Annotated in this window: 24 protein-coding genes, 3 tRNA genes, 1 rRNA gene and 1 pseudogene; 10 read left to right on the top strand and 19 right to left on the bottom strand. The window is 37.1% G+C overall.

The features are described from left to right. Window positions 1-143 precede the first annotated feature (143 nt). The 3 genes and pseudogenes from ACEN4L_RS02675 to ACEN4L_RS02665 all read right to left on the bottom strand — a co-directional run. A complete protein-coding gene (locus ACEN4L_RS02675; RefSeq protein WP_407095809.1) occupies window positions 144-722 on the bottom strand; it encodes an SOS response-associated peptidase in 579 nt (192 codons plus the stop codon). An 18-nt stretch (window positions 723-740) separates the two neighbouring features. Continuing rightward, window positions 741-2525 (bottom strand): DUF4153 domain-containing protein, encoded by a 1785-nt coding sequence (locus ACEN4L_RS02670; RefSeq protein ID WP_407095808.1) that lies wholly within the window; start codon window positions 2523-2525, stop codon window positions 741-743. Between the two features lie 229 nt (window positions 2526-2754). After that, window positions 2755-3033: pseudogene (locus ACEN4L_RS02665) on the bottom strand (YrhK family protein); the annotation flags it as partial. A 174-nt stretch (window positions 3034-3207) separates the two neighbouring features. On the opposite strand from ACEN4L_RS02665, the gene ACEN4L_RS02660 reads away from it, so the two are divergent. From ACEN4L_RS02660 to ACEN4L_RS02650, 3 genes are all read left to right on the top strand, one after another. Next, complete coding sequence (locus ACEN4L_RS02660) at window positions 3208-4080, top strand: SDR family oxidoreductase (RefSeq protein WP_407095807.1); 873 nt, start codon at window positions 3208-3210, stop codon at window positions 4078-4080. A 69-nt stretch (window positions 4081-4149) separates the two neighbouring features. Next, window positions 4150-4470 (top strand): putative heavy metal-binding protein, encoded by a 321-nt coding sequence (locus ACEN4L_RS02655; RefSeq protein ID WP_407095806.1) that lies wholly within the window; start codon window positions 4150-4152, stop codon window positions 4468-4470. Window positions 4471-4600: 130 nt separating this feature from the next. Beyond that, entirely contained in the window at window positions 4601-5482 is an 882-nt protein-coding gene (locus tag ACEN4L_RS02650; protein WP_407095805.1) for an SDR family oxidoreductase, read from the top strand. Between the two features lie 131 nt (window positions 5483-5613). Here the strand turns inward: ACEN4L_RS02650 and ACEN4L_RS02645 are convergent, their stop codons facing one another. From ACEN4L_RS02645 to ACEN4L_RS02620, 6 genes are all read right to left on the bottom strand, one after another. Then, window positions 5614-6273, bottom strand: a complete 660-nt coding sequence (locus ACEN4L_RS02645) for an amino acid ABC transporter permease (protein ID WP_407095804.1) — start codon at window positions 6271-6273, stop codon at window positions 5614-5616. Further along, window positions 6270-6980: an amino acid ABC transporter permease gene (locus ACEN4L_RS02640; protein WP_407095803.1), complete on the bottom strand. Its 711-nt coding sequence runs from the start codon at window positions 6978-6980 to the stop codon at window positions 6270-6272. Before ACEN4L_RS02640 ends, ACEN4L_RS02645 begins: the two co-directional genes overlap by 4 nt. Then, window positions 6980-7798, bottom strand: a complete 819-nt coding sequence (locus ACEN4L_RS02635) for a transporter substrate-binding domain-containing protein (protein WP_407095802.1) — start codon at window positions 7796-7798, stop codon at window positions 6980-6982. Before ACEN4L_RS02635 ends, ACEN4L_RS02640 begins: the two co-directional genes overlap by 1 nt. Before the next feature lie 30 nt (window positions 7799-7828). Continuing rightward, window positions 7829-8551, bottom strand: coding sequence for an amino acid ABC transporter ATP-binding protein (locus ACEN4L_RS02630; RefSeq protein ID WP_407095801.1), 723 nt, complete (start codon window positions 8549-8551; stop codon window positions 7829-7831). A 481-nt stretch (window positions 8552-9032) separates the two neighbouring features. Then, entirely contained in the window at window positions 9033-9245 is a 213-nt protein-coding gene (locus ACEN4L_RS02625; RefSeq protein ID WP_407095800.1) for a hypothetical protein, read from the bottom strand. A 133-nt stretch (window positions 9246-9378) separates the two neighbouring features. Further along, window positions 9379-10260 carry a helix-turn-helix domain-containing protein gene (locus tag ACEN4L_RS02620; RefSeq protein WP_407095799.1) on the bottom strand — a complete coding sequence of 294 codons (882 nt, stop codon included), beginning with the start codon at window positions 10258-10260 and terminating at the stop codon, window positions 9379-9381. A 431-nt stretch (window positions 10261-10691) separates the two neighbouring features. On the opposite strand from ACEN4L_RS02620, the gene ACEN4L_RS02615 reads away from it, so the two are divergent. The 3 genes from ACEN4L_RS02615 to ACEN4L_RS02605 all read left to right on the top strand — a co-directional run bounded on the left by ACEN4L_RS02615 (window position 10692) and on the right by ACEN4L_RS02605 (window position 12939). Further along, window positions 10692-10958 (top strand): hypothetical protein, encoded by a 267-nt coding sequence (locus tag ACEN4L_RS02615; RefSeq protein ID WP_407095798.1) that lies wholly within the window; start codon window positions 10692-10694, stop codon window positions 10956-10958. A 305-nt stretch (window positions 10959-11263) separates the two neighbouring features. Further along, window positions 11264-11968, top strand: coding sequence for a hemolysin III family protein (locus tag ACEN4L_RS02610; RefSeq protein ID WP_407095797.1), 705 nt, complete (start codon window positions 11264-11266; stop codon window positions 11966-11968). 269 nt (window positions 11969-12237) lie between these two features. Beyond that, window positions 12238-12939, top strand: a complete 702-nt coding sequence (locus ACEN4L_RS02605; RefSeq protein ID WP_407095796.1) for a zinc metallopeptidase — start codon at window positions 12238-12240, stop codon at window positions 12937-12939. Between the two features lie 407 nt (window positions 12940-13346). Here the strand turns inward: ACEN4L_RS02605 and ACEN4L_RS02600 are convergent, their stop codons facing one another. Then, on the bottom strand, window positions 13347-14954 hold the full coding sequence (locus ACEN4L_RS02600) for an ABC transporter permease (protein WP_407095795.1): 1608 nt from the start codon (window positions 14952-14954) through the stop codon (window positions 13347-13349). Then, window positions 14954-15874 carry an ATP-binding cassette domain-containing protein gene (locus ACEN4L_RS02595; protein WP_407095794.1) on the bottom strand — a complete coding sequence of 307 codons (921 nt, stop codon included), beginning with the start codon at window positions 15872-15874 and terminating at the stop codon, window positions 14954-14956. Before ACEN4L_RS02595 ends, ACEN4L_RS02600 begins: the two co-directional genes overlap by 1 nt. A 255-nt stretch (window positions 15875-16129) precedes the next feature. On the opposite strand from ACEN4L_RS02595, the gene ACEN4L_RS02590 reads away from it, so the two are divergent. Together ACEN4L_RS02590 and ACEN4L_RS02585 are read left to right on the top strand one after the other, a co-directional pair. Then, window positions 16130-18115: a S9 family peptidase gene (locus ACEN4L_RS02590; RefSeq protein ID WP_407095793.1), complete on the top strand. Its 1986-nt coding sequence runs from the start codon at window positions 16130-16132 to the stop codon at window positions 18113-18115. A 248-nt stretch (window positions 18116-18363) separates the two neighbouring features. Beyond that, window positions 18364-19191, top strand: a complete 828-nt coding sequence (locus ACEN4L_RS02585) for an aldo/keto reductase (RefSeq protein WP_407095792.1) — start codon at window positions 18364-18366, stop codon at window positions 19189-19191. A gap of 124 nt (window positions 19192-19315) precedes the next feature. Here ACEN4L_RS02585 and ACEN4L_RS02580 read toward each other — a convergent pair whose 3' ends face one another. From ACEN4L_RS02580 to ACEN4L_RS02545, 8 genes are all read right to left on the bottom strand, one after another. Then, window positions 19316-19855, bottom strand: a complete 540-nt coding sequence (locus ACEN4L_RS02580; protein WP_407095791.1) for a dihydrofolate reductase family protein — start codon at window positions 19853-19855, stop codon at window positions 19316-19318. A gap of 72 nt (window positions 19856-19927) precedes the next feature. Beyond that, on the bottom strand, window positions 19928-21283 hold the full coding sequence (glmM, locus tag ACEN4L_RS02575) for a phosphoglucosamine mutase (RefSeq protein ID WP_407095790.1): 1356 nt from the start codon (window positions 21281-21283) through the stop codon (window positions 19928-19930). A 92-nt stretch (window positions 21284-21375) separates the two neighbouring features. Then, window positions 21376-22563, bottom strand: a complete 1188-nt coding sequence (locus ACEN4L_RS02570) for a YbbR-like domain-containing protein (RefSeq protein ID WP_407095789.1) — start codon at window positions 22561-22563, stop codon at window positions 21376-21378. After that, window positions 22560-23402 (bottom strand): diadenylate cyclase CdaA, encoded by an 843-nt coding sequence (gene cdaA / locus ACEN4L_RS02565; RefSeq protein WP_407095788.1) that lies wholly within the window; start codon window positions 23400-23402, stop codon window positions 22560-22562. The genes ACEN4L_RS02570 and cdaA overlap by 4 nt, the downstream gene beginning before the upstream one ends. A gap of 442 nt (window positions 23403-23844) precedes the next feature. Further along, a tRNA-Lys gene (locus tag ACEN4L_RS02560) sits at window positions 23845-23917 on the bottom strand. A gap of 13 nt (window positions 23918-23930) precedes the next feature. After that, a 5S ribosomal RNA gene (rrf, locus tag ACEN4L_RS02555) occupies window positions 23931-24046 on the bottom strand. A gap of 17 nt (window positions 24047-24063) precedes the next feature. After that, window positions 24064-24135, bottom strand: a tRNA-Gln gene (locus ACEN4L_RS02550). A 7-nt stretch (window positions 24136-24142) separates the two neighbouring features. After that, a tRNA-Tyr gene (locus tag ACEN4L_RS02545) sits at window positions 24143-24223 on the bottom strand. Window positions 24224-24706: 483 nt separating this feature from the next. On the opposite strand from ACEN4L_RS02545, the gene ACEN4L_RS02540 reads away from it, so the two are divergent. Beyond that, on the top strand, window positions 24707-24931 hold the full coding sequence (locus tag ACEN4L_RS02540; protein ID WP_407095787.1) for a hypothetical protein: 225 nt from the start codon (window positions 24707-24709) through the stop codon (window positions 24929-24931). A 3-nt stretch (window positions 24932-24934) separates the two neighbouring features. Continuing rightward, window positions 24935-25189 (top strand): GNAT family N-acetyltransferase; N-acetyltransferase, encoded by a 255-nt coding sequence (locus ACEN4L_RS02535; RefSeq protein ID WP_407095786.1) that lies wholly within the window; start codon window positions 24935-24937, stop codon window positions 25187-25189. Window positions 25190-25320 lie beyond the last annotated feature (131 nt).

The following is a 25320-nucleotide window of genomic DNA, read 5'->3' as shown; positions in this document are numbered from 1 at the left end:
CTATCTATTGTCAAGCAGCGCAAGATCATAACTTCAACGATACACTTTTGCCTTCAGTAATTCAAGTTGTACTAATAGAATATTCAGAACTTTCAGCCAAATAAAAAAAGCTGGAGAAAACCCAGCTTTTTTTTCATTCTGCTTCACACAATACTCAACTCTTTTTCAAAAGGTCGCAACAATTGATGAACTGTTTTAGGATCTTGGTTTAAGTCCAGATAATCTGCTTCATTTTCAGGTAATAAGATAACAGGCATTCGATCATGGATTTTTTTCATTGCTTCATTGGCTTCGGTCGTAATAATAGAATACATCCATGCTTCTTTCCCGTTTTTGTCTATAAAAAGATCACATATACCCGCTATGGAAAAAATCGATTGGTCTTTGACAGAAATTTTGCGTTTTTCTTTATGATTGCCAATCTTTTCCCATTCAAAAAAGGACGTAGCAGGTACCAAGCAACGATTGGTTCTAAACGCTTTACTAAATGTCGGCTTCTCTAAAATAGACTCTCCTCTTGCATTAATCAGCGGACCTTTTGCAAAACTCGGAGAAAATCCCCAAGTCAGTAAAGCTGATTTTTTGTCTGGAAGAATAATGGGTGAAATAGTTGTCGGGTAAATTTCTTCTTTAGCACCGTAATTAAAATCTGCTTCTTTCAATCGATACCGTGCTATCAGTTCTTTCTGACTAGCTTCAAATGAGTATCTTCCACACACCACAATCTACTCCTCACTCTTTTATTTGACATGAATCAAAGCAAATAGTTCCATATAAAATTCTCCATTGTTATTGAAATCCAATTGGGTCACTAATATGTCCATCAAAGCTCCCTCATTTTCGCTTTCAATCAGTGCCTGATCTAAGGTCAACTCTTGTGAAACTGCATCAGGAGATTGATTCAATTCATTGGTCATTTCTGTTACATTCGTACTGATCAATGTATTTCCTTCCTCATCCTTCAAAGAGAGCAGCACACTATTTTCTTCTTCAGTTACCTCTAATTGATACGCAACTTCCTCTATCTCAATAGTTTGAACAGTTTCTGCATTCGTACCTTGTGACAGGGTATCTACTTGTATTTTTGACATGGTTTGATAATTGGAAACATCTAACACCGTACCATTTCCCCATTCAAAATAATGGTAGCTGAATACTTCAGTTGCTGCTCCATATTGGTTGAAACCAAATGTTTCTTCAAAATCTACCGAGGATTGAAAATCTTTCGGCAGAAATCCAACTTCATCAATATAGCCGTTACTCTCTAAGTCATTGACGGTTTCTACAATTTTCCGCTGCTCATTCTCCGGTACATCTGCATTAGGGACAATGGTATTTTCCGCAAGCATGTTGTTATCATTCAACACAGATCTTAGAAAAGCCATTTGCCCATTTTTGCTGACCGTAAAAGCGTCTACTGGGGGAACAATCGAGATGACAGAAAAAACAATCAGTACAATCGCTACTAGCCCATTTTTTTGTTTTGGCCAAATACTGAAAATAACACTGGCGATGATCGCAAAAACTCCAAATAGAATAACGTAGTAACGGCCAATGGTCAGCCCTTTTTCATTGATTTGTATAATAGAAGCTACTGTTTGGAGCAGAACGATAAAGAAGAGGACTTTTGGAAATACCAGCCTGAAACTAGTCACCATTTTGTTTTCCAACCTTCCAATCAGCAGCATCACTAATATCACCACTATGGCATAACTGACCAGCATGGGTTCCAGTAAATTATCTACCCAAAAATCTCTTCCTATATTCAGAACAATATACAGTGCTAGTATAATGGTAAAAACCATAGTGATTGGAATAATGATATAAGACAGCAATACTTCCATTATTTTTGGAACACTGATGGCTGTTTCAACTTCTGGAGACAATTCTTCTTTCACAGCATCCTGCTCAATTGTCGCAGTATAATGCGGGATATCCGATAAGAAGAAAATCGGTGCAAATAATGACGCCACTACATTTGCAGCATGGGCAAACACGCGATAGTCCACTGTAAACAGTAAAACATTGATGGCCGATAAAATAGACATGATCCCTATTGTCAAAACGACAGAAAATAAAATAGTTGTAAACAAGGCTTTGAAAGTAGCGGTAAAAGAATCACTGAATGACAACCGATTGCGAATACTTGGAATCCATATAAACGCAATGAGCAGCGCAAACGATAAGACCGTTGTCCGGATCACTACTTCAAGTGAAAAAACATCTGTTTCAACATTCAGAGTAAAATAGTAAATAATAGCTAACAAAAGCGCAGGTGAAAGAATCATCCAACGCAGTTTTTCTCTGTGAGAGAAAAATCGTTCAAAAACCATTTGTGCTACTGCTGCAGCTAAAGCTCCTACAAAACTGGCGATCACCAGCTCATAATAATCAAACTCTTCCGACTGTATATTAAGAGATAAAATACTCGTAGCAATGACTAAAAATACGACGGATAATGGAAAGCGACTGATTGCATCTGTTAAATTTTGTACCTGTCCTTTAAAAAATTTGGTCCATTTCATTTGTTCCGACCTTCTTTCCACGAAGAAATTTGTTATCTATAACGCTGATTTACGCATCATCGTGTTTCTCGTACTCTTCGTTCTTATCATCCCCATAATATTCTTCATTGTACTCTTGGTCTTCTTGTTTTTTCTCTTCATCTTCTTGGTCTTCTCCTTCAGTCTCTTGCTTTTTTCTCTCCTCCTCCTCTTCTCTAGCTTTTAGTTCTTCTTCATCAATGTAATCCACATCTGTATAAATATAAATATTGTGAAGGATCTTCAGTACTGGGCGCATCATCAAAAAGATACCTCCTGCTAGATAAAGGTAAGTACCATACTGACTTGGAAATCCCATCATTGGAGCCAAGCTCCCGAAAATATACATAATTCCTACTAAAAAGTCATTGATTAAAGAGATGAGATTGTATCGATTTTGAAAATAAATCCTTAATCGTCCAGCTTTCAATTCAACATCTTCATCTTTTCCGGTATCCAATTTGTGTTCTTTTCTCTTTATTTTTGGCACGGTATATCCTCCTTAATGACGAATGTTTCCTATATTCAGTATACTTTTTTTACTTTCATAAACCAATTATGAAGTCCGTAAAAAGACTCTCTTGCAGAGTCTTTTGGTTTGAATTCTAATCATTTACCTGCTATTCTGGCATTGATTAAAACTGTGATAAGGATGGTGTTTTTAATGGCAGATGAAAAGAAACTTGATACTCAAGCTCCAAAGGAAAATTATTTACAGCCAGATAAGTCGGGAAATATGAGTCCAGAACCATTAATTGAAAATCCAGATTACAAAGCAGCCGGAAAACTGAAAGACAAAGTAGCGATCGTTACCGGAGCTGACAGCGGAATCGGTGCCGCAGTTGCTGTTGCATTTGCCCAAGAAGGTGCTAAGTTGGCTTTAGTGGACATTGAAGAACATGAAGATGCAGCTGAAGTAAAACAACGCGTGGAAGAGTTAAGCGGATCAGTTTTGTGGTTTACTGGTGATGTGGGCGACGACGATTTTGTCCAAGAAGTAGTAGATAAAACGGTTGCTGAATATGGTGGAATTGATATTTTAGTAAATAATGCTGCAGAACAACTGACAAAAGAGTCAATTACAGATATTTCGGTAGAACAACTGCATCGAACTTTCCGAACCAACATTTTCTCGATGTTTTATTTCGCAAAAGCTGTTCTGCCGCATTTTAATGAAGGTGGAATAGTGATCAATAGTACATCCGTCACAGCTTACAAAGGAAACCCTTCTCTACTCGATTATTCTTCTACTAAAGGAGCGATTGTTTCCTTTACGAGATCTTTGGCTCAAAATACCGAGTTTTTGGATAAACACATTCGGGTAAACGCTGTTGCCCCTGGTCCGATTTGGACGCCTTTGATTCCGGCCACTACAGGAACTACTGATAAAGAAGAATTTGGAGCATCTGTCCCTATGAAGAGAGCTGGGGAAGCTTTTGAACTGGCACCTACTTATGTTTACCTGGCCAGTTCGGACTCCAGTTATGTGACAGGCCAAGTCTTGCATGTAAACGGCGGCTCTGTCGTTAATGGATAATGTACAACTTTAGTTATGTAATGGTATACTATTAGTTGTATACCATTACATTTTTTTGGAGGGATTTAAATGATCATCACAACAACTGGTAATGTGGAAGGCAGAACGATTGCTTCATACGAAGGAATCGTTTTTGGCGAAGTTATCTCTGGAATCAATTTTTTAAAAGACTTGGGTGCAGGAATGCGCAACTTTTTCGGTGGACGTTCACAAGGATATGAAGACGAAATCCTGCAAGCACGTGAAAATGCTCTAGATGAAATGGCAAATCGTGCCACGGAAATGGGAGCGGATGCAGTTATCGGTGTAAAGATGGACTATGAAACATTAGGCGCCGACAACGGAATGATCATGGTAACATGCAGTGGAACAGCGGTTAAATTGAACTAATCTTTCCCAATTCATAGTAAAGCTCGATGCTCGATGCATTGGGCTTTTTTTGACGGCTTTAGATTTCTCTTTTTTCTTGATTCTGCGTATAATTAAAATAAGAAATCGGATTTCTTTTGGAGGGATGGAAATGAAAATTTTAGTTACGGGAGCAACCGGTATGCTGGGTGTTAAAGTAATGGAGGCTTTGCTGGAAAGAGCATCTGTAGAAGACTTAGTGATTTCTGCCAGAGATCCAGAAAAAGCTGCCGGCCTAAAAGAAGAAGGCGTGGATGTTCGACAAGCAGATTATGAAGATCCAGCTTCTTTGGAACGAGCTTTCTCAGGAATCGATAAATTGCTGCTGATTTCTTCTCAAGGAGATGATGAAACCCGAATTCGTCAACATTCTAACGCGATTTATGCTGCTGAGAAATGCGGAGTAGGATCGATCGTCTATACGAGTATTTCAAAACCACAAGAAAGCACTTTGCCAGTTGCTGAAGTTCACCGCCAGACAGAACAACTCATTCGAGACAGTGGTATTCCGTTTACCTTTTTACGAAACAATTGGTACATCGAAAATGAAATTGGAACCGTTAAAAATGTATTAGAAGGTGGTCCTGTTCTGACATCTGCTGAAGATGGCCGTGTTGGATGGGTACCACGCGTGGATTATGCAGAGGCTGCTGCAGCTGTATTATCCTCATCAGGACATGAAAATAAAATTTATGAACTTTCTGGAAAGCCTTCCAGTTATGCAGATATGGCTAGAGAATTAACCAATATATTGGGGCGTCGAGTGATTGTACGGAATGTAAATGACCGTACTTATCAAGAAGTTCTGATCGCTAATGGAACCCCCGATATCATGGCTGAATTTTCTGTAGAGATCCAACAATCGATTCGCCATGGCGATTTAGACGTTGAAAGTGAGGATCTGCAAAAACTTATGGGTCGTCCTGCAATTACTTTAAACCAATCTTTAACAGAAATCGTCAATCAATTTGATTATACGAATCCTGCGAAATAACCAAAAGCACTCTACTATACAACGGTAGAGTGCTTTTTAGGCAAACAGAATAAAAAATCGTTTCGTTCTTGTTTAATTTATCAACAACTGAACGTTAACTCATATAAGGTCTTCAACTTTTTGAACAACTGCTACACATTTTCAGAATTTCTATTGTGCCAATTCCTTACTAAAATAGAAAGCAAGAAACAGATCATAAAGTACACTAAAGCTAAAAAACCATAAATCAAAAAGACTTCAGAAGTTTTTGTGGCTTTTCCTAAAATAACTTGTCCGCTTCGAGTAAATTCCATTATTCCTAAACCAGCAAGGAAAGAAGTATCCTTAATGGTTGTTATCACTTGTGACAACAAAGAAGGAATAATTTTTTTGAACGTTTGAGGCAGAATAATATACATTAAGGATTGAAAAAAAGAAAACCCTTGAGAATGAGCGGCTTCAAATTGGCCTTCTGGTATCGAATTTAATCCTCCACGTACAATTTCAGCTACTACTGCAGCTGTATACAAAAATAAAGCTAGAGAACCTTTCACTAAAATTGTACTTCCCGGAATCAGAAATGCACAACCCAGCATCCATAAAAGCAACGGCGTATTGCGAAACAATTCAATATAAAAACCGGCTAATTTGCCAAAAAATTTCTTTTCGTAATTTCTAACCAACCCTAAAAGGGTCCCGAATAGGATGGAAAGGATCACGACTGCTAAAGAAATCAGTAAAGATGTTTTTAAGCCATTTAATAAAAATAAGACATTAGGTTGGGTAAAGACAGTTCTTATAGATTCGATCATTCCATCACCTCCGGAACATCCACCACTATGGCATCATTCTTTTTCAGCTTCTCTTCATATTTCCTTGAGAATGTGGCCAGCGGGAAACAAAGTAAGAAGTACAATAACCCGGCTAAGACATATGCCGGTCCGTAATTTAAGGAAGAAGCAGCATAAGAATCAGCCGCATACATCAAGTCTGCTCCAGCAATGATCGCTAACACGGATGTATTTTTAATGAGATTGACCGCTTGATTCGTTAATGGTGGCAAAATGCTTTTCACCATTTGCGGCAAGATAATGTAACGCATCGTTTGTGCGTAGTTAAATCCTTGAGAATAAGCTGCCTCATGTTGGCCCTTAGGCATCGATAAAATACCTGCACGAACTACTTCTCCTACATATGCCCCATGATACAGCCCAACACCTACTACCCCTATAGTAAATTCACTCAACACTATACCCGCCATGGCTAACCCGTTATACATGAAGAAAATTTGGATCACAAGCGGAATATTTTGAAAGATCTCCACATACACTCGAGCAATGGAACGCGGAACCCAGTTTTGGGCTGTGGATAAGATCCCAACGAACATACCTACGATCAACGATACTATTAATGCTAAGATGGCTACTTGAAGTGTCCTAAAAAAACCAGCTCCAAGATTATCGATATTTTGAAAAAGAGCCTCCCATCTCCAAAGAGCGAATGGATTTGTGCTGTTCATTATTCATTCAGTCCCCACTCTGAAACCAATCCATCAAGAGTACCATTTTCTCCCCATGTAGTGATTAACTCATTTGTGTGCTCTGCTAATTCTGTGTTTGTTTTCTTAGTAGCGATTCCATAGTCTTGAGTCGCAAAACGATCTGGCAAAACCTCCGTAGAATCATCCAAGTAACCAGCCAAAATAGATCTGTCCACACTGAACGCATCTACGCGGCCTGAGTCTAGTGCCGCTTTGATTTCCGGATAAGTGGCATATTCGGAAAAGTCCAATGTGATATCATATGGTTCAGCTTCTGCTTTGATGGCATCTGCTGTAGTAGAACTTTGAGATACACCGATAGTCGCTCCATCCATATCTTTCAAACCTTCGTAGTTCTTATCTTTTTTGACCAGCAAACCAACTGCATCTTCATAATAAGCATCTGTAAAGTTATAGGTTTCTTTCCGTTCTTCAGTCACCGTAAAAGTGGCGATGATCATGTCAACTTCTCCATTGTCCAACAATGGACCACGTGTCTTAGCCGTAACAGGTGTCAATTCAATAGCATCTGGATCACCAAGGATATCTTCCGCTATTTTCTTAGCAATATCGATTTCAAATCCTTCTGTCTCCCCAGTTTCCGTATTCTTCAAACCAAAATTCGGAACATCTTCTTTGACCCCTACTTTTAAAACGCCAGCTTCCTTGATCGATTCAATCGTTACTTGATCAGATCCATTTGCAGCTTCCGTTGCAGAACCTTCTTCTGACGAGCAGGCTCCTAAAAATAATAAACTAGATAACATTACTGTCGCAAATAAATTTCTTTTTTTCATCTCTTTTTCCCCCTAAATAAATCTCTATTTTTATCGTAAAATTTTGCTTAAAAATGCTTTCGTTCGTTCATGAGTCGGATTTTCAAAGAAATGCTCCGGCGATCCTACTTCAAGAATAGTCCCCTCGTCCATAAAGATAACACGATCTGCGACTTGTTTAGCAAATCCTATCTCGTGCGTCACCACGACCATCGTGATATTCATATTCGATAACTGGATCATGACATCTAATACTTCTTGTACCGTTTCAGGATCTAAAGCAGAAGTTGGTTCATCGAATAAAATAATCTTTTTTTCTGAGCAAAGTGCTCTGGCAATTGCGACTCTTTGTTGCTGTCCACCAGATAGTGTTGAAGGGTAAACCAGCGCTTTTTCTCTTAACCCTACGATATCTAGATACCGATAAGCTGTCTCTTCTGCTTCTTTTTTTGATTTTTTTTGCAATTTTATCGGACCAATTGTCAGATTTTCTAACACTGTCATATGCGGATAGAGGTTGAACTGTTGAAAAACCATTGCCGATGAATTCCGCACAACTTCTAGTTTATTTCTTGCATTTACTTGGTATCCTTCAATAAAAACTTCTCCTGATGTGGGTTCTTCAAGAAAATTCATGCATCTGACAGTTGTACTTTTACCAGACCCAGAAGGTCCTATAATGACGATTTTTTCTCCTTCTGCCACCTCTAAATTAATGTCTTTTAATACATGGTGGTCACCAAAATATTTGTTTACATTCTGTAACTGAATCAATTCTGCTCATCTCCTTTTGAAAAAACTTTTAGTCCATAGTTTTTGTACGGTTTAAAGTTTTTTTACTTAAAACCAAATTATAGATACAGGTTTATTATAAATCAATTAGAACATAACATCTAATGTTATGTTTTCTAACATCATTTTAGTCTTATTTTAATTTAAAACCTTCAAAACCCTTTTATGTAGCTGTTTTAAAAATGAGTTTAACCTAATTATTTTATCATCTTTTCATTAAAAAAAGATGTTGCACCGTTTTAAATAGGCGACAACATCTTTCTTATTTTAACCCCCATGCTTTATTTCTCTACCCATTAGCGGAAATATTTTTTCTTCCTAAATGATTCATCCTTGTTAAAAAAGGTTGAAACAAAGCCGAAATAAAAAGCAGAAGAATAAATTATCTTTTCTTCTGCTTTTTCGCGTCCTATAAGCCAACTCTAAATACAGCTGTACTAGTCTTCACTAGGCTCTTTTTAAGTCATTTATTTTTTCGTTTGTTTTTTAAATATTGACGATATCCCCAAACCAGCACAATAACTGCACTGATCTGCCATAAATCCAACACCATAAACAATACAAATAAACCAATCATTACAAAGATCTCGATTGTTGCCGGCCCACCTTCGTTAAAATACACTAGTGCGGCAATAGCCACGAGTAAAATACCTACAAATATCCACATCCACAACATGATACGTTCTCCTTAATTATTCTCTTTTCAAAATAAAAATCCTTATTCTTGATTCACTCACATGATACCATATTATTTAAAGCACTACTAAACCGAATTTTGTCATATAGTGGAATTTAAGTGTTGTTTATTTTTAAATAGGTGTTTCTTTGATTTGAAGGATCAGCATACTTTCTAAATATTCTTCGTAGCTAATAGCTAAATCCTCTGAACCAATCGTATACATTGTCGTGATGGCTTTTCGAGAGAGCTCTTCTCCAGCTTCTATGTTGCCTTTTTTAATTTCATAAATTCCTTTAAAGAAAACCAGAAGAGTACGTTCATAAAATAAATTTTCAGCCATGTGCATATTCTCCAACGTTAAAATAAAATACAAAGCATCATTAAGCAGGTTTGATTCTAAACAGACAATCGTTGTATTGATCAGAATCCCTAATGTCTGCACGAAATTTTTATTCACTAATTTATACATAGAGGTCTTTTTAACCACTTCTTTAGAAAGCGCAATAACGGTTTCAGGCGGGAAAACAGTCAAAGCATTGGCATAAATCACCAATTCATAATTTCCCCACAATTCTACATTGAATAAGTAATTCGCTAAGTACTCCCTTTTTTTCTTGTCGATTTCTTTTCTTTGTAAATTCAACATTTTTGCTTCTGCCATAATGGAATTGCACAGATAGGCATCTAAACCGTACTCTTCCCATTTTTGATACTCTTTATTGGTGATCATTTTTAATTTTGATGTATTGTTGCGTTGATAGGCTGACGCAATTTCAGACATTAAACTATCCAATTCATTGGGTTTATACTCATTGGCAGAAAAAATAAATTCATCTAGAGAAATGTTCATTCGTTCAATAACGTTAACAAAATGACTCAGCGAAATATTCGATTCGCCGCGTTCGAACTTGGATAAAAAAGAAGTCGATAAGATCCCATTAGAAACTTGTCGTAAGGAGTACCCTTTTTCTTCGCGCATTCGTCTTAGTACTTGGCCATAATTTTTTTCCATAGACTTGTTCCTCACTTTCCTTTATATGACACATATATACTTTTTTCATTTTTTTGTAGTACACTAAATTTATCTTAAGAAAGGCTAGGTGGTATTGATGAAAAAATTTATCAAAAAGAATTTCTTTAATATCTTAGGTGTTCTTGTTACCGTTGGCGCTCCTCCTGTTGTTTATGGAACATACGCATTACTTCCAGCCCTATTCTAGTCAGTCGAATAAATAAATGCAAAAGAGGAGTTTCTGTCATTTGTGAACCTACAACCCTCACGAATTGTATTCGAACCCTTTATCCTAATCTACTCCTCTTTTGTATTTTTTGTGATCCATTGGTTATTTCTTGTCTTATATGACAATATTTAAATCTTTAAAAACAGCTAAGTTCAAATGTGAAGAACAAAGTTGCCTTTATGTACTAAAGGAGTGAATGGTCATGGATACAGTAAAAAACAAAATAAATGTCCGGTATGCCTATGTCTTAATCAAATGCGATGCTGAAATTGAATTAGAGATCGATCAGGAAGACTTTATTTTAAACGCTGATGGAGAAGTAGATATTCCTTTAGAAAAAATTTTAAGAAAAAACGATTTAACGTTAAATGATTTATACCTTATGAATATTCAAAAATTGTTGTTCGTTCGGAAAAGTGATGGGCATTCTTGCATCCTAAGACAGATATGCCTTAATGTAAATTTATAAGGCTGTTACATTACTTAAAATATAGAAAGTAGAGCATTTCTTATGAATATACCCCCGGAAACGAAAATACTTTAGAACGGTGCTGACATTGTTCGATGAGTATTTTCGTTATTTTTGTTGCTCGCTTTACCATTGCTTTCGTTATCTTTAAAGTATCTTTAGTTTACTACGTATTCAAAGAAACAAAAAACAATATCCTGCTAAAATTTTTATCTAGTTTCGATAACTAGATAGTGACACATCTATAACCGTGTGTTAAAATGAATTTGTTGAACGAGTACAACTATTTTACTATAATTAAGTTCATGACAGGTTATCGTAGTTCTTGTACCGTTTTATTTTTCTTAAGGAGGTTATTTACTTTGGTCAAGACACCCACATTTACAAAAAAATACTTGATTCGCAATGAGGTTTTAAATGCGGTTACTCATGGAATCGGAGTCTTGTTGAGCATAGCTGGTCTGGTATTGTTACTTATGAAAGGTTCTCAAAGTGGTTCCACAATAGAACTTGCCTCTTACATTGTTTATGGATCAAGTCTCATTCTGTTGTATTTATGTTCTACCTTGTATCATAGTTTGAGTTTTACCCGTGTCAGAAGGTTATTCAAAATATTTGACCACAGCAGTATTTATGTGTTGATCGCAGGAACGTATACCCCTTATTACTTAGTAACCATCGGCGGAACTTTAGGATGGACAATGTTTAGTATCGTTTGGGTCATTGCTCTATCTGGTATCATTTTCAAGAGCGTGGCTGTGGAAAAATTCCCAAATGTTTCTACCCTAGTTTATATTGGAATGGGATTGCTCTGTGTCTTTACGTTTAAACCTTTATATGAAGGCCTGGGAACAAACGGTTTGTATTTATTGGTTGCTGGTGGAGCCGCTTATATCATTGGAACGATTTTTTACAGTTTACGAAATGTTAAGTACATGCATGTAGTATGGCACCTGTTTGTTTTATTAGGAACCGGGTTAATGTTTCTCTCCATTCTATTTTATGTTTAAACCGATACAATTTCTCTCTTTAACTCAGCAGCTTTATCTTCTGAGTTAAAGAGTTTTTTTAACATCTAGTTGTTTATCTTATCGGCCTTTTTTTAAAAAAATTTAATATTTCAAATTGACGTTACAAAAGTTTCACATATGACTGGTATACTGTCTATCAGTGAGTCTGTATTTAAGACTTTATTCTTTTTGTTAAATTTACTTTTATACTTTTCATGGTAAGATAAACATATAATAAGACAGAATGATTGGAATGAAAGGAGAATATTATGCCATTTTACTTTTTTTGGGACCCAACGATGATTTTTATTCTCATTGGATTAGTGATTTCCGGTATTGCAAGCAGTTATGTGCGCAGCACGTACAATAAATATTCAGATATAGGAAATTCCAGAGGACTTACTGCATGGGAAGTTTCTCGAAATATTTTAGATAATGCAGGTTTACAAGACGTGGCCTTAGATCGTGTTCAAGGCGACTTGACCGACCATTACGATTCTCAAAACAATATTTTGCGTTTATCAGATGCTACTTACAACTCAACTTCTGTAGCAGCGATCGGTGTAGCCGCTCATGAGACTGGTCATGCTATTCAAGACCAGGTAAGTTATTTTCCACTTAAATTAAGAAGTACTTTGGTTCCTGTAGCCAACTTTGGTCAAGGAATCTCATTCCCATTGATTCTAGCAGGAGTTATCTTCGGCGGAAATCAATCACTGATCAATATTGGGATCCTATTTTTCTCGTTGACTTTAGTATTCCAATTGGTTACTTTACCCGTTGAATTTGATGCATCAAATCGCGCTATCGCCATATTAGACAGCCAACAAATTTTAACTCCTGAGGAATTAGACCAAGCCAGACATGTTCTACGTGCCGCAGCCTTAACATATGTTGCTGCTGCAGTCGCCTCTTTCTTGCAAGTTCTAAGACTCGTTCTCCTATTCGGAGGCGGCAGACGAAATGACTAGAGAGAAGAACGGAACAAAGCTTCTAGGAAGCAAAAAGCGAGAGACCACTTTGTAAGTGGCTTCTCGCTTTTTTATATCGTTTAAATCCAGTTAACATCCACATCGTCGATATTAACCAAAGAAAAAATATTGCTGTTCGTTATGAGTCTATTTTAAAAGTGTGCCTTTCCTGACAATGATGAGGTTCTATAGTTATACCAATCAAGAATTCATCCTAATTATAGATCAACTGCATTTCACCAAGTGATGCTTGTCTGGTGCATATCTCACTTAAAAAATACCAGTACTCTAAGGCATTCTCATCACAAACAAAAAGTTCACTTTCTATTAATTGAACACAGTTGATTGTTTAATCTAAGTTGGAGAATTGGTTGTCTTTCTCTCTCACTCCTATTTGAGCAAATGGATCATTGGTTTTGAATATCTCGTTTGTTATATCCTATAAGTCCAATTAGAGTTAATACAACTGCAATACCACTTAAACTACTTAAAGCTTTCCAATCCATCTCTTCAATTGGAATTTGAGGAACATGAGTAAAAGCTGAAAAATTAATCACCCAATCTGGAAAATCAACTAAATCGCCTATATAAATCACAATGAACGAAAATATAATATAGAACCAAGCCAAACTGCCTCCTTTTGGGAAAACACCGACCAACAGTGTAGCCAGTCCTATGACAAGCCAAATTGCTGGTACATAGACAAGTGTGGTTTTCATAATCATACTCAATTCAAGACCTTCTTCTAAAACTTGATTCGCCGTTAAATACAACCCTAGCCCTGTCATAACTTGCATCACAATTACAGAGACCAATGAAATCATATAGTAACTAGATAAGATTGTATTCCGCGATACTGCACGACTGTAATAATTTTCTACACGGCCCTGTTTTTCTTCTTTTTTTAGTTTCAAAATAATCGACATAACTGGTACTGCGGTAAAGACAGACATAATACTTATCAGTAACGCTATAAACTGTTCTGTTAAAGAAATCCCCGATTCTTCAGAAAAGTAAGCTTGAATAATATCCATATCTGAAAAATAGACTTCTAACTCTCCTAATATGGCACCGAAAGCTGCACTTAACAAAAACAAGACTACCGTCCAAGCAATTAAATTCGTTTTTTCTAAATGCCATGTTAAACCAATAGGTGTTTTTAAAAATCTAGATGCATGTACTTTACCTTTGCGATCAGGAAGCAATCCTGTATTGATATCTCTTTTTAGATTCAAGTAGAGAGCTGCTATTAGCAGTACTATTGTGCTAGACAACAAAGCTCCTATTGGCCACCAGTTGTTATTCACGAAAACTTCTGTACGAACAACCCAACCTAGTGGAGAAAGCAAAGCTAACCCTTCACTATTTACATCTCCAATTGCGCGAATAACGTATGCTGCAATTAAAACGCCTAATGACAAAGCGGTTGCTCCTTTAGAAGTTTCTGCTAATTGGGCACATAATGCTGTCAAAGCAGCAAAGAATAGACCAGTTACTCCTAATAAAGTACCATAGAGAAAAGAAGCTTCCCAGATCATTCCTGATGCAGAAACAAAGCCTAACCCAACAGCCGTTAAAAGAAAGAGAATCCCATCCACAATAGCAATCATTATTCCAGAAGCAGTTAAGTATGCTAAACGGCCAACTGGCAAAGCTCGAACCATTTCTAAGCGTCCTTCTTCTTCGTCATCTCGTGTACTAGAACTGACCAATAAAATATTCATGACACCAACAGCAATAACTGTAAATAATAACATCTCATTTGCAAAAACCGCCCCAATATTGTAATCCTCTATAGCATAATTAGGACCTAACATTGCATTCATTGCCGGATTCTCCATAGTTAAAGCAAATCCCATAATGTCTTCTTGAGTTACATAAACTGTAGGATACACATTCGCTACAGTTAATGTAATCCCTACCACCCCTATTAACCAAAGAAAAATTTTGAATTGATTCTGGCGCAGCAGCAATTTTGTTATCTTTCGGGTTTCTTTAAACAACTGCTTTCCCATTAATGAACACCTCCACCTTTAAGTTCTTGTGCGGAAGATTCCCCTTCATAATGACGCATAAATAAATCTTCTAGTGTTGGTGCAGTACTTTCTAACTTTAAGACACCAAAATTACTGATGTACTCTATTGTCTCTGCCATTTGTTCTGTATCTACTTGGAAATGCCAACCCGTTTCATTTTGATACACATCATGGATGCCTTTCAGTTCAGTTAACCCTGTCAATTCTTTTGCTGTTTCAACTGTAAATTTCGTACGTGTAAGATGACGTAATTCGGTTAAAGTGCCTTTTTCTATCATTTCACCTTCCCGAATAATAGCGACTCGGTCGCATAATGTTTCTACTTCAGATAAGATATGACTTGATAGTAAGACACTTTTTCCTTGCTCCTTAGCTTCTAAAACGTATTCTTGAAAGATGCGTTCCATTAATGGATCTAGTCCAGAAGTAGGTTCATCTAAAATATATAAATCTGCATCTGATGCAAAAGCAGAAATAAGAGCAATTTTTTGGCGATTTCCTTTTGAATAGGTGCGGCATTTTTTAGAGGGGTCCAAGTCAAAGTGTTGGATTAATCTATCTCGTTTAGTTGGATTAATTTCCCTCCCACGCATCTTCAAGAACAAATCAATTACTTGTCCTCCAGTCAAATTGGGCCATAAATTGGCATCTCCTGGCACATAGGCAATCCGTTTATGTATCTCGACTGAATCGCGCCAAGCATCTTTTCCAAAGATAGTTACTTGTCCTTCAGTAGGCTTCAATAGTCCTAATAACACACGGATAGTCGTAGATTTTCCAGCCCCGTTTGGTCCAATAAATCCGTAAATTTCGCCTTCGTTCATGATCAAGTCAATATTATTCAACGCTATAAATTTCCCAAACTTTTTGGTTAGTCCTTTAATTTCTACAATACTCATTTCAACTTTCCTCCCTTAATTTGTCCAACAAGTATCTTATATTTCAAAAAAATTCTAAAAAGACTCCAAGTTGTTTGACATTAATTTATCATTTTATTGTCGCATTAGCCAATAGGATAATTTAACTACTCATTAGATTTCCTCTTGAAATATAGAACTAGAAGAAGGATAATAATGATAATACACTAAGATAATCATTAGAATATATTGAGATTTTAATTCAATACTTCTTTTATTACATATAGGAGGATAAAGATGAAAAAAATCACTACGGAAAGTTTATTTGAGTTGAAAAATGTCTCTCAACCTGTCGTTTGGAAGGATACTATTTTTTATTTGGAGACACAAATCGATAAAAAAGAAAATCTATACCGAACTGGGATCAAAAGTTTAAATCATTTAACGAAACAACGACTAAACTGGGGAGATACTGGTTCAGTGAATACGGCTATCAAAATTTCTCCGAATAACAAATGGTTGTCTTACTTATCTAACGGAACCACAGATAAAAAGATGCAACTTATGGTCATGCCTTTAGATGGTGGAAGCCCTATTCAATTGACGGAAGAAAAAGAAGGGGTTTCAACTTATTATTGGTCTAGTACTGGTTCAAGTATCTATTATCAAACTTCTGCTGAACTAGAATTAGAAGAGGAATTGAGCGGAGATAAAAAGGACAGCAAAAAGGAAGAATCGGATAAATTACCAGAGGCTACCATCATCACCAACTTGACCTATAAACTAGATGGTGCTGGATTATTGCCGGAAAATCAGCAATACCATGTCAAAAAGGTCGATATAGCTACTAAAAACAGCCATACTATTCTGACAAGAAAAGAAAGTTTCGCTTTGAATTATGTCGCTAAAGATGAAAGTTATCTGATTTATGCCGATGAATTAGATCCAGATGATGAATGGGATTATGGAGCAACCGTCTATTGGTACGATATAGCTACAAAAGAAAGTCATTCATTGACTACATCCATTCCTCAAGGCAGTTTTGGTTTCGGAGCGATGTCACCAAAAGAGGATTACCTGCTATTAGTCGGAAATGATTTTGAATATGCTTTTGTCACACAGAATAAATTATATGGATACGACCTTATTTCACATCAATTGACCTGTCTAACAGCCAAACAAGATATTGAGATTGGCGATGTACTAGTTGGTGATTTTCAACAACAAGCTGCTGGTATCGATCCTATTTGGCTGAACGAGGAAGAATACCTGTTTTCAACTACTGAACACGGTAAAATCAAGCTGTACAAAGGAAACCGGTCAGCAGAAACTTCGACTCTTTTTGACGAGCCGATGCATTTAACGGATGGAAGTTTGATTCCAAATAGCCAAACAATAGTAGTAACCTATTCTACCACCACTAAACCAAGCGGATTAGGATTCATTGATCTAGAAACAGGCAATCTCGAAGCTGTATACAACCCAAATGAATCCTTTGAAAAAGAACACACCATTGTGGAGCCTGAAATGTTTTGGTACAAAGGTGCTGATGATTGGGATATTCAAGGTTGGTACTTAGCTCCTTTAGAAAAAGCAGCTTCTCATCCAGCTGTTTTATACATTCACGGTGGACCTCAAGTGAGTTATGGTGAAACATTCTTCCATGAAATGCAAACACTGGCTGCTAAAGGATATGGAGTCATTATGTTAAATCCTCGTGGCGGAAATGGCTATGGACAGCAATTTGTGGCTTCTATTTTAGGCGATTATGGGAATAAAGATTTTGAAGACTTGATGCTGGGAACAGACGCTGTGCTGGATGCCCATCCAGAGATCAATCAAGAGGAAGTTTATGTAGCTGGAGGAAGTTACGGTGGTTTTATGACCAACTGGATCGTTGGACATACCGACCGTTTCAAAGCAGCCGTGACCCAACGCTCCATTTCTAACTGGATCAGCTTCTATGGAACCAGCGACATTGGGCCCTTCTTTGTCAAATTCCAATTGCAGCATGAATTAGATGATGTGGAAAAATTATGGGAAATGTCTCCTCTAGCTCATGCACATAAAGCTAAAACACCTATTTTAGTGATGCACAGTGACGAAGATCTGCGTTGTCCAAAAGAACAAGGCGAACAATTCTATGTCGCCATGAAACGTCAAGACGTCGATACTCAATTCATGACCTTCCCTAAATCCAGCCATGGGTTGTCACGCAATGGACTACCAAATTTAAGAATCCAACGATTGAAAGCTGTTCTAAACTGGTTCGAAACACACTAAGAATAAGAGAGTGGAACAAGGCGTTTAGCTCTCCGGACAAAATAGAAACGACGAAAGTTAGGTGTTCACTTTACCTAACTTTCGTCGTTTCTATTTTGGTAGTGAGAGTTGCCTTGTGCAACTCGTCTAAGAGAGTGGAACAAGGCGTTCTAGCTCAAATTTTATTTTCAATAAAAAAGCAGAAGTATATACTTTTTTTACTCAAAGAAGTATATACTTAACTTATTCTTTCTCAGGAGGTTAGTCATGTGAATATCAAAGAAACTGTAACACTAGCAAATGGGGTAGAAATGCCCAGATTAGGTTTAGGAGTGTGGCAAGTTGAGGATGGTCAAGAGGTTGTCCAATCTGTAAAAACGGCTTTAGACACAGGTTACATTATGATAGATACCGCTGCTGGGTATGGTAATGAAACAGGTGTAGGCCAAGCCATCAAAGAAGCGGGCGTAAAACGAGAGGACATTTTCGTTACTACTAAAGTAGCCAATTCAGATCAAGGATATGAAACTACATTAGAAGCTTTTGAAACCAGTTTGAATAAATTAGGTTTGGATTACATTGATTTGTATTTGATCCATTGGCCGGTAGCTGATTCATTTAATGATACTTGGAAAGCTATGGAAGAATTATACGAAAGCAAAAAGATACGCGCCATTGGTGTATGTAACTTCCACAAGCACCATTTTGAAAAATTAATGCGTACCGCTCGCATCAAGCCTATGGTGAACCAAATCGAATTGCATCCGCTATTAAACCAAGAATCTTTGCGCACATATTGCGCCGAAAATGATATTGTAGTGGAAGCTTATTCTCCACTAGGCAGCGGTAAAATCTTAGACAACCAGGACCTCAAAGAAATTGCAGATAAATACAACAAAACAGTAGCCCAAATCATTTTACGTTGGGATATGCAAATCGGCGTGGTAACGATACCTAAGTCCGTTCATCAAGAACGCATTCAACAAAATGCAGCTATTTTTGATTTCGAACTAACTGAAGAAGATATGCATAAAATCAATGCCTTAAACAAAAACGAGCGTACAGGATGGAATCCCGAACGTTTTGACAATAAATAACAAGCAACGGTTCTATAGTAAAAAAGCAGAAGACAGTTAAACTTGTCTTCTGCTTTTTGCCATAGATTTGTTCATCAGATTGATTAAAAAATGAAAGTCGCTTTCTTTAATCAGTGAGGTCCTTTTATTTTCTTGTTAAATTTAATTCAGCAAATTGGCCCATCTGGCGTGTTCTTTTTAACGTCCACTCTGAATGATAATTCCCATTGTTAAATAAAGATATTCCCTCACCTAACAGTACAGGTGCGATTGTAATAATTAATTCATCTACTAAATCCGCTTCTAAAAAATCACGGATGACTACTCCGCCGCCCATTAACCAAATATTTTTTCCTTTTTGGCTCTTCATGACTTCAATTAGGCGCTTTGGTTCTTCTTTTGTATAATGAACATTTTCAAACGACTCGTTGGCTGTGTAAGAATACACATACGTCATTTTATCTTTATATGGATTCTCGCCTTTCGTTTCTTTCATTACCCAGTCAAACGTTCTTCTGCCCATAATAACGGTGTCTACTGTCTGGTCAAACTCTGCTATTCCTTTGTTTGCTTCCTCTTGCCCTTCTATCTTAAAAAGCCAATCCAGGCTTTCTTCTTCAGTAGCGATATATCCGTCCAAACTGCAAGCAATATTCAATACTACTTTACGTTCTGATTGATTCATTCTACTACATCCTTTCCTATAACAGAAAGAGCAGAAACCCCATTACGCGGATTTCTGCTCTTTCTGTTTAGCTTAGTCTAAACCAATTTCTTCTCTAACAACCGCTGCGATACGATCAACATAGTTGTTTACTTTTTCTTCAGACGGTGCTTCAGCCATTACACGCAATAAGGGTTCTGTTCCGCTCGGACGAACCAATACGCGCCCATTGCCTGCCATTTCAGCTTCTACTTCTTCAATAGCTTTCTTGATAGCTGGAACTTCCATAGCGCCATTTTTATCGCTGACTCTTATATTTACCAGCTTTTGAGGATACTCTGTAACTTCTTCAGCCAATTCAGATAATTTTTTTCCGGTTTCTTTCATAACGTTCAATAATTGAACCGCAGAAAGTAAGCCATCACCCGTTGTATGGTAATCTAAGAATACCATATGTCCTGATTGTTCCCCACCTAAATTGTAGTCGTTTTTACGCATTTCTTCTACTACATAGCGGTCTCCAACCTTAGTTTTCAAGGCTTTCATTCCAGCAGATTCCACAGCTTTGTGGAATCCTAAATTACTCATGACTGTTGAAACAATTGTATCTTTTTTCAAATGACCTTTGTCTTTCATGTGTTTACCGCAAATATACATGATTTTATCGCCATCAACAATATTTCCTAATTCGTCTACAGCAATAATCCGGTCGCCATCGCCGTCAAATGCTAAGCCAGCATCTGCACCTTTTTCGACAACCATTTCAGCTAATTTTTGAGGGTGTGTGGACCCTACTCCGTCATTGATATTCAGTCCATTGGGAGAAATACCCATAACGTCAAATTCAGTTTCTAAATCAGCAAACAAACGATTGATCAATGGGCTTGTAGCGCCATTTGCTCCATCTAGACAAACTTGCAATCCATTCAAATCACCTGCAATGGTTTGTTGTAAGAATTGTGTGTACTTTTGAGAACCTTCTTTGTAATCTTCAACACTTCCCAGTCCTGCTGCGCTTGGACGTGGTAGTTCGTCTTCATCTTGGTCTAAAAATACTTCAATTTCATCTTCTTGATCATCTGATAATTTGAATCCATCTGAACCAAAGAATTTGATACCATTATCTGGAGCCGGATTATGAGACGCTGAGATCATTACTCCAGCTGCTGCTCCTTGTACTCTTGTTAAATAAGCTACTCCCGGCGTACTGATAACGCCTAGCTTAAGAACTTCGATTCCTACAGACATCAACCCAGAAATCAATGCATACTCCAATAATTGTCCGGACATGCGTGTATCTCTACCCACCAAAACACGAGGTTGTTCGTCTCCCTCTGTATGTTGTGATAGCACATAGCCACCGTATCTTCCAAGTTTAAATGCTAGTTCTGGTGTAAGTTCTGAGTTTGCAACCCCTCTTACTCCATCAGTTCCAAAATATTTTCCCATTTTTCAAAAGCTCCTTTTCAGTAATTGAATCGATTGCTTATTTTTGTATTGAATCATCATTTTAATCACTATTCACTCAAACACTTTTTTCGTTATTCACTGTTGTCTTCTTCTGTACTCTCTTCTGTACTTTGATCAGAAGATGCTGAACTTTCTGAGCTGCCGGAGCTTTCCGTAGTTTCACTGCTTTCAGACTCTGCACTGCTCTCGGCACTGTTTTCAGATTCAGCACTACTTTCGGATGTAGAACCTGAAGTCTCATTCGTTGGCGGATCTGGTTCATCAATCGGATCAGAATTCCCTGCTTCTTCATCAACAGTTACCGTAACATCTACTTCTATCGTCTCCGGCAACACTGATGTCGCATTATTCGGTATAGGTACTGCGATTTCTACAGTAGACGTCTCAGTTATGCCTGTAATATCCACGGGTACTTCCAGATCTGTTAAGGCCTCCAAAACACTGTCTTCCGCCACAAGGTTTGCTATCGTTTCCGTGCCTTCAGCAAATTCCAGCTCATACGTATAACCTTCTACGGGCGTACCGGTTTGGATTAGTGACATAGGCAAGTCCTTATTATTTGAAGAGACTGGAATCGTTACATTGACTTCACTAGGTGTCACTTCAACATCTAGTTGATTTCCCTCAGCATCTGTCACAATAACCGGCAGTGTTTCACTGATGTCGGAATTGATGTTTTCTTCCTCTGAAAGTCTGACTTGGACATTTGCGATCTGTTCTAATGTAGAAGCTGCTCCTTCAACAAGAACTGTCTCTGTATCCACAATTGGAGTCCCAGCTTCATATCCTCTTGCTAAAGATTCCTCATCAAATAAAACAGATACATCATAGTTATCGCTGGCACGTTCTTCGATATTGATCGTCACCTCTGAAGGATAAAGCGTGTATTCCAGTTCATCAGATAAGCCAGATGGTATCAACTCTATCGTGAAAGTTCCCTCACCTAATTCATTTAAATCGGGTGTTACAATATCAAAACTTTCAGTAGTCAATGTGTTTAATAAGATCGCAGTAGATCCTTCTAACAAAATAGACACTGATTCAGGTACACCTGTTACAAAATACTTTTCTTGATCAATATTCACAATAACAGGCAAATCGGTGATCATTTCAGAACTATTTACCGTAGCTCCTCCTGATCGATTGTTTGTACTAAACTGTCTGTTGTTTTCATTATTTACATACGCAAACAATAATATCGCAAATGCTAGTGCTACAATCCGTAGGAACCAAGGAGAATTCGTTACTTTTTCAATCATTTTTTAGAAGCCCCCTTTTTAAAACTATTAAAGAAAGTTTGAATAGGGTTGCTTGTTTGTTCTTCATCATTCGTTACTAAGGCTTTTGTTAAGAATACCTCAAAATCTTCTTTCGATAAGTCACGGTACAAGTTGCCGTTTTGTGTAATACTCACCCCGCCAGTTTCTTCAGAAACAATAATGGTCAAGGCGTCAGATACTTCGCTCAACCCAATGGCTGCTCTATGGCGAGTTCCTAACTCTTTAGAAATCAACGAGCTTTCCGATAGTGGTAAATAGCTTGCTGCTGAAGCAATTTTAAAATCTTGAATGATAACTGCTCCATCATGTAACGGAGTATTCGGGATAAATATATTGATCAATAACTCCCCAGAGATATCTGCACTCAAAGGAATCCCCGTGTTAATATATTCTTCTAGCCCTGTTTCCATTTCAATAGCCATTAACGCACCTATTCGGCGTTTACTCATGTATTGAACAGACTTTAGTATACTTGATACAAGTTCTTCGCCAGGATCTTTTTTCTTTTTCATACGATTGAATAAAGAACCTCTTCCTAGATGCTCTAAACCTCTGCGCATTTCAGGCTGGAAAATAATGATCAAAGCCAATACAGCCCACTGAATCACTAAATCCACAATCCATTCTACCGTTTGAAGCTGGAAGAAGTAACTTCCAATTTTTATAAGTACAATAATGGAAATTCCTTTTAACAACTGAACAGCTCTTGTTCCTCTAACTACAATAATGAGCTGATAAATGAAAAATGCAACAATCAGGATATCTATTAAATTGACAAACGAGCGCCATGTAAAAAGTAGTGACCAATCTATTGACATGTGGACACCTCCAAAAGGGTAAAATTGTCACTCAGTCCATATTATAGCATAAATTAATTTGAATGACGCTATTTCATTGTACGACCTGAGATCTTTTTCTCATTCATTTTTTTCCTGTAAATGAGGGTGAACAGCTGGAAAAACAATAAAATAAATTCATCCGGTAACCTTTGTGTACCTTAATGAACCATTATTCTGCTAAAATGTCACGCAAGAGTAAATTACATTCCCTATTATCTAAAATTGAATCCATAAAAGCACGCAATGCTATTTTACGTTACTATTTGAAAAAAAGGTTCAGAAAACGTTACGCAAATAAGATAAACTACCTTTACTTCCACTCTTTAGACGTGCTTCCCTCGCGGCAGGACTGCTTTTCCGCTATCACAAAAAAAAACACCAATCAGTTATTTTCCTGATTGATGGTTCCGTCTCACTATAATGAGTCATGCAGGATTCGAACCTGCGACCCTCTGATTAAAAGTCAGATGCTCTACCAACTGAGCTAATGACTCGTAAATTAAACTAGCATGGCTTCGTCCTAGTCTCACAAAGGGAAACCCTTCACTACCTTCGGCGCTAAGAAGCTTAACTGCTGTGTTCGGCATGGGAACAGGTGTGTCCTTCTTGCCATCAAAACCACACATAGGTTAATTTACAACTGGGCTAGCTGGATTCGAACCAACGCATGAGGGAGTCAAAGTCCCTTGCCTTACCGCTTGGCTACAGCCCATAAATAATGGAGGGGGGCAGATTCGAACTGCCGAACCCGAAGGAGCGGATTTACAGTCCGCCGCGTTTAGCCACTTCGCTACCCCTCCAAAAATCAATTGCTGGTTTTCAGCAACAAAAATATCATACAACGAAACGGCTATCTGTGTCAAGAAAAAAACGATTATTTATGCAGTTCATTTGGATAACGCCTATTTTTTACAATTTATTAGAAGAACTCTATTCATGCCTCTAAAAAAAATAGAAAAAAATCTCGATTCACGTTTTTATTGCGCCTTAAACAGAATAATATTTTTTTTATTTCTTGTTGTCTTCTTAATGGTTGGACGTCAACCCCATTTAAGAACCCTCTCCTTTCGCAAAATCGATACAGGATTCTGTTTATTATGATGCAAAATCATATATTGGTGGGCGAAATAAAAAAGGAACCCTATAGAGATAGGATTATCGATACAGGATTTTATCCAATTTCATGTATCGTAGGTGTAAAATTATAGAGTATTAATTACTTACTTCTGAGATATAATAACAATAAATAAATGAGTAACTATTGAATTCAATTGGAGGTCCTAATGAAATTAAATCTATTGAAGTTTAAGGAAGATGATTTTGACTATTATTATCAACTTGTTTCAAATGATCGTGTTATGTCTCAAATCACTGAAAGAGCTATTCCCTATGAAGAAGCCAAAACAAATTTCCAAAAATTAGTAACCTATAATAAAAAAAATAACGATTATGGTTCATACAAAATATCTATGGATTTAGATCAAAAATTTATTGGACTTGCTCATTAAACTTTGAATGAAAAACAACCTAATGAAGCAGAAATAGGCTATATGATACTTCCAAAATATTGGGGAAGAGGTTATGGAACTGGTGTAGCAAATCAATTAATTGAGATAGCAAGCCTACTAGGGTTAGAGAAAATACAAGCTATCATTGATCCAGAAAACGTTGCTTCTAGAAAAATATTAAGTAATCAAGGTTTCATATCTGAAATTGTTTGTGAAATAGACGGATTGCCCGGAGAAATATTAAGTAAAAAATTATAGTTTCCATGTAAAAGCGTGAGTAGTAAAAGACTTGTGCTAGCAAGGTTTTTACTACTCACTCTTTTATCTAATTTAGTGTATTAGATCTTTTTACTTGAACCTAACGTTACGTAACGGTATATGGTAATTGT

Source organism: Desemzia sp. FAM 23988, from assembly GCF_045528365.1.
In the GTDB taxonomy this organism is placed as follows: domain Bacteria; phylum Bacillota; class Bacilli; order Lactobacillales; family Carnobacteriaceae; genus Desemzia.
Note: the sequence above shows the minus strand (reverse complement) of the source record. Positions and strands in the feature narration are given on the sequence as shown.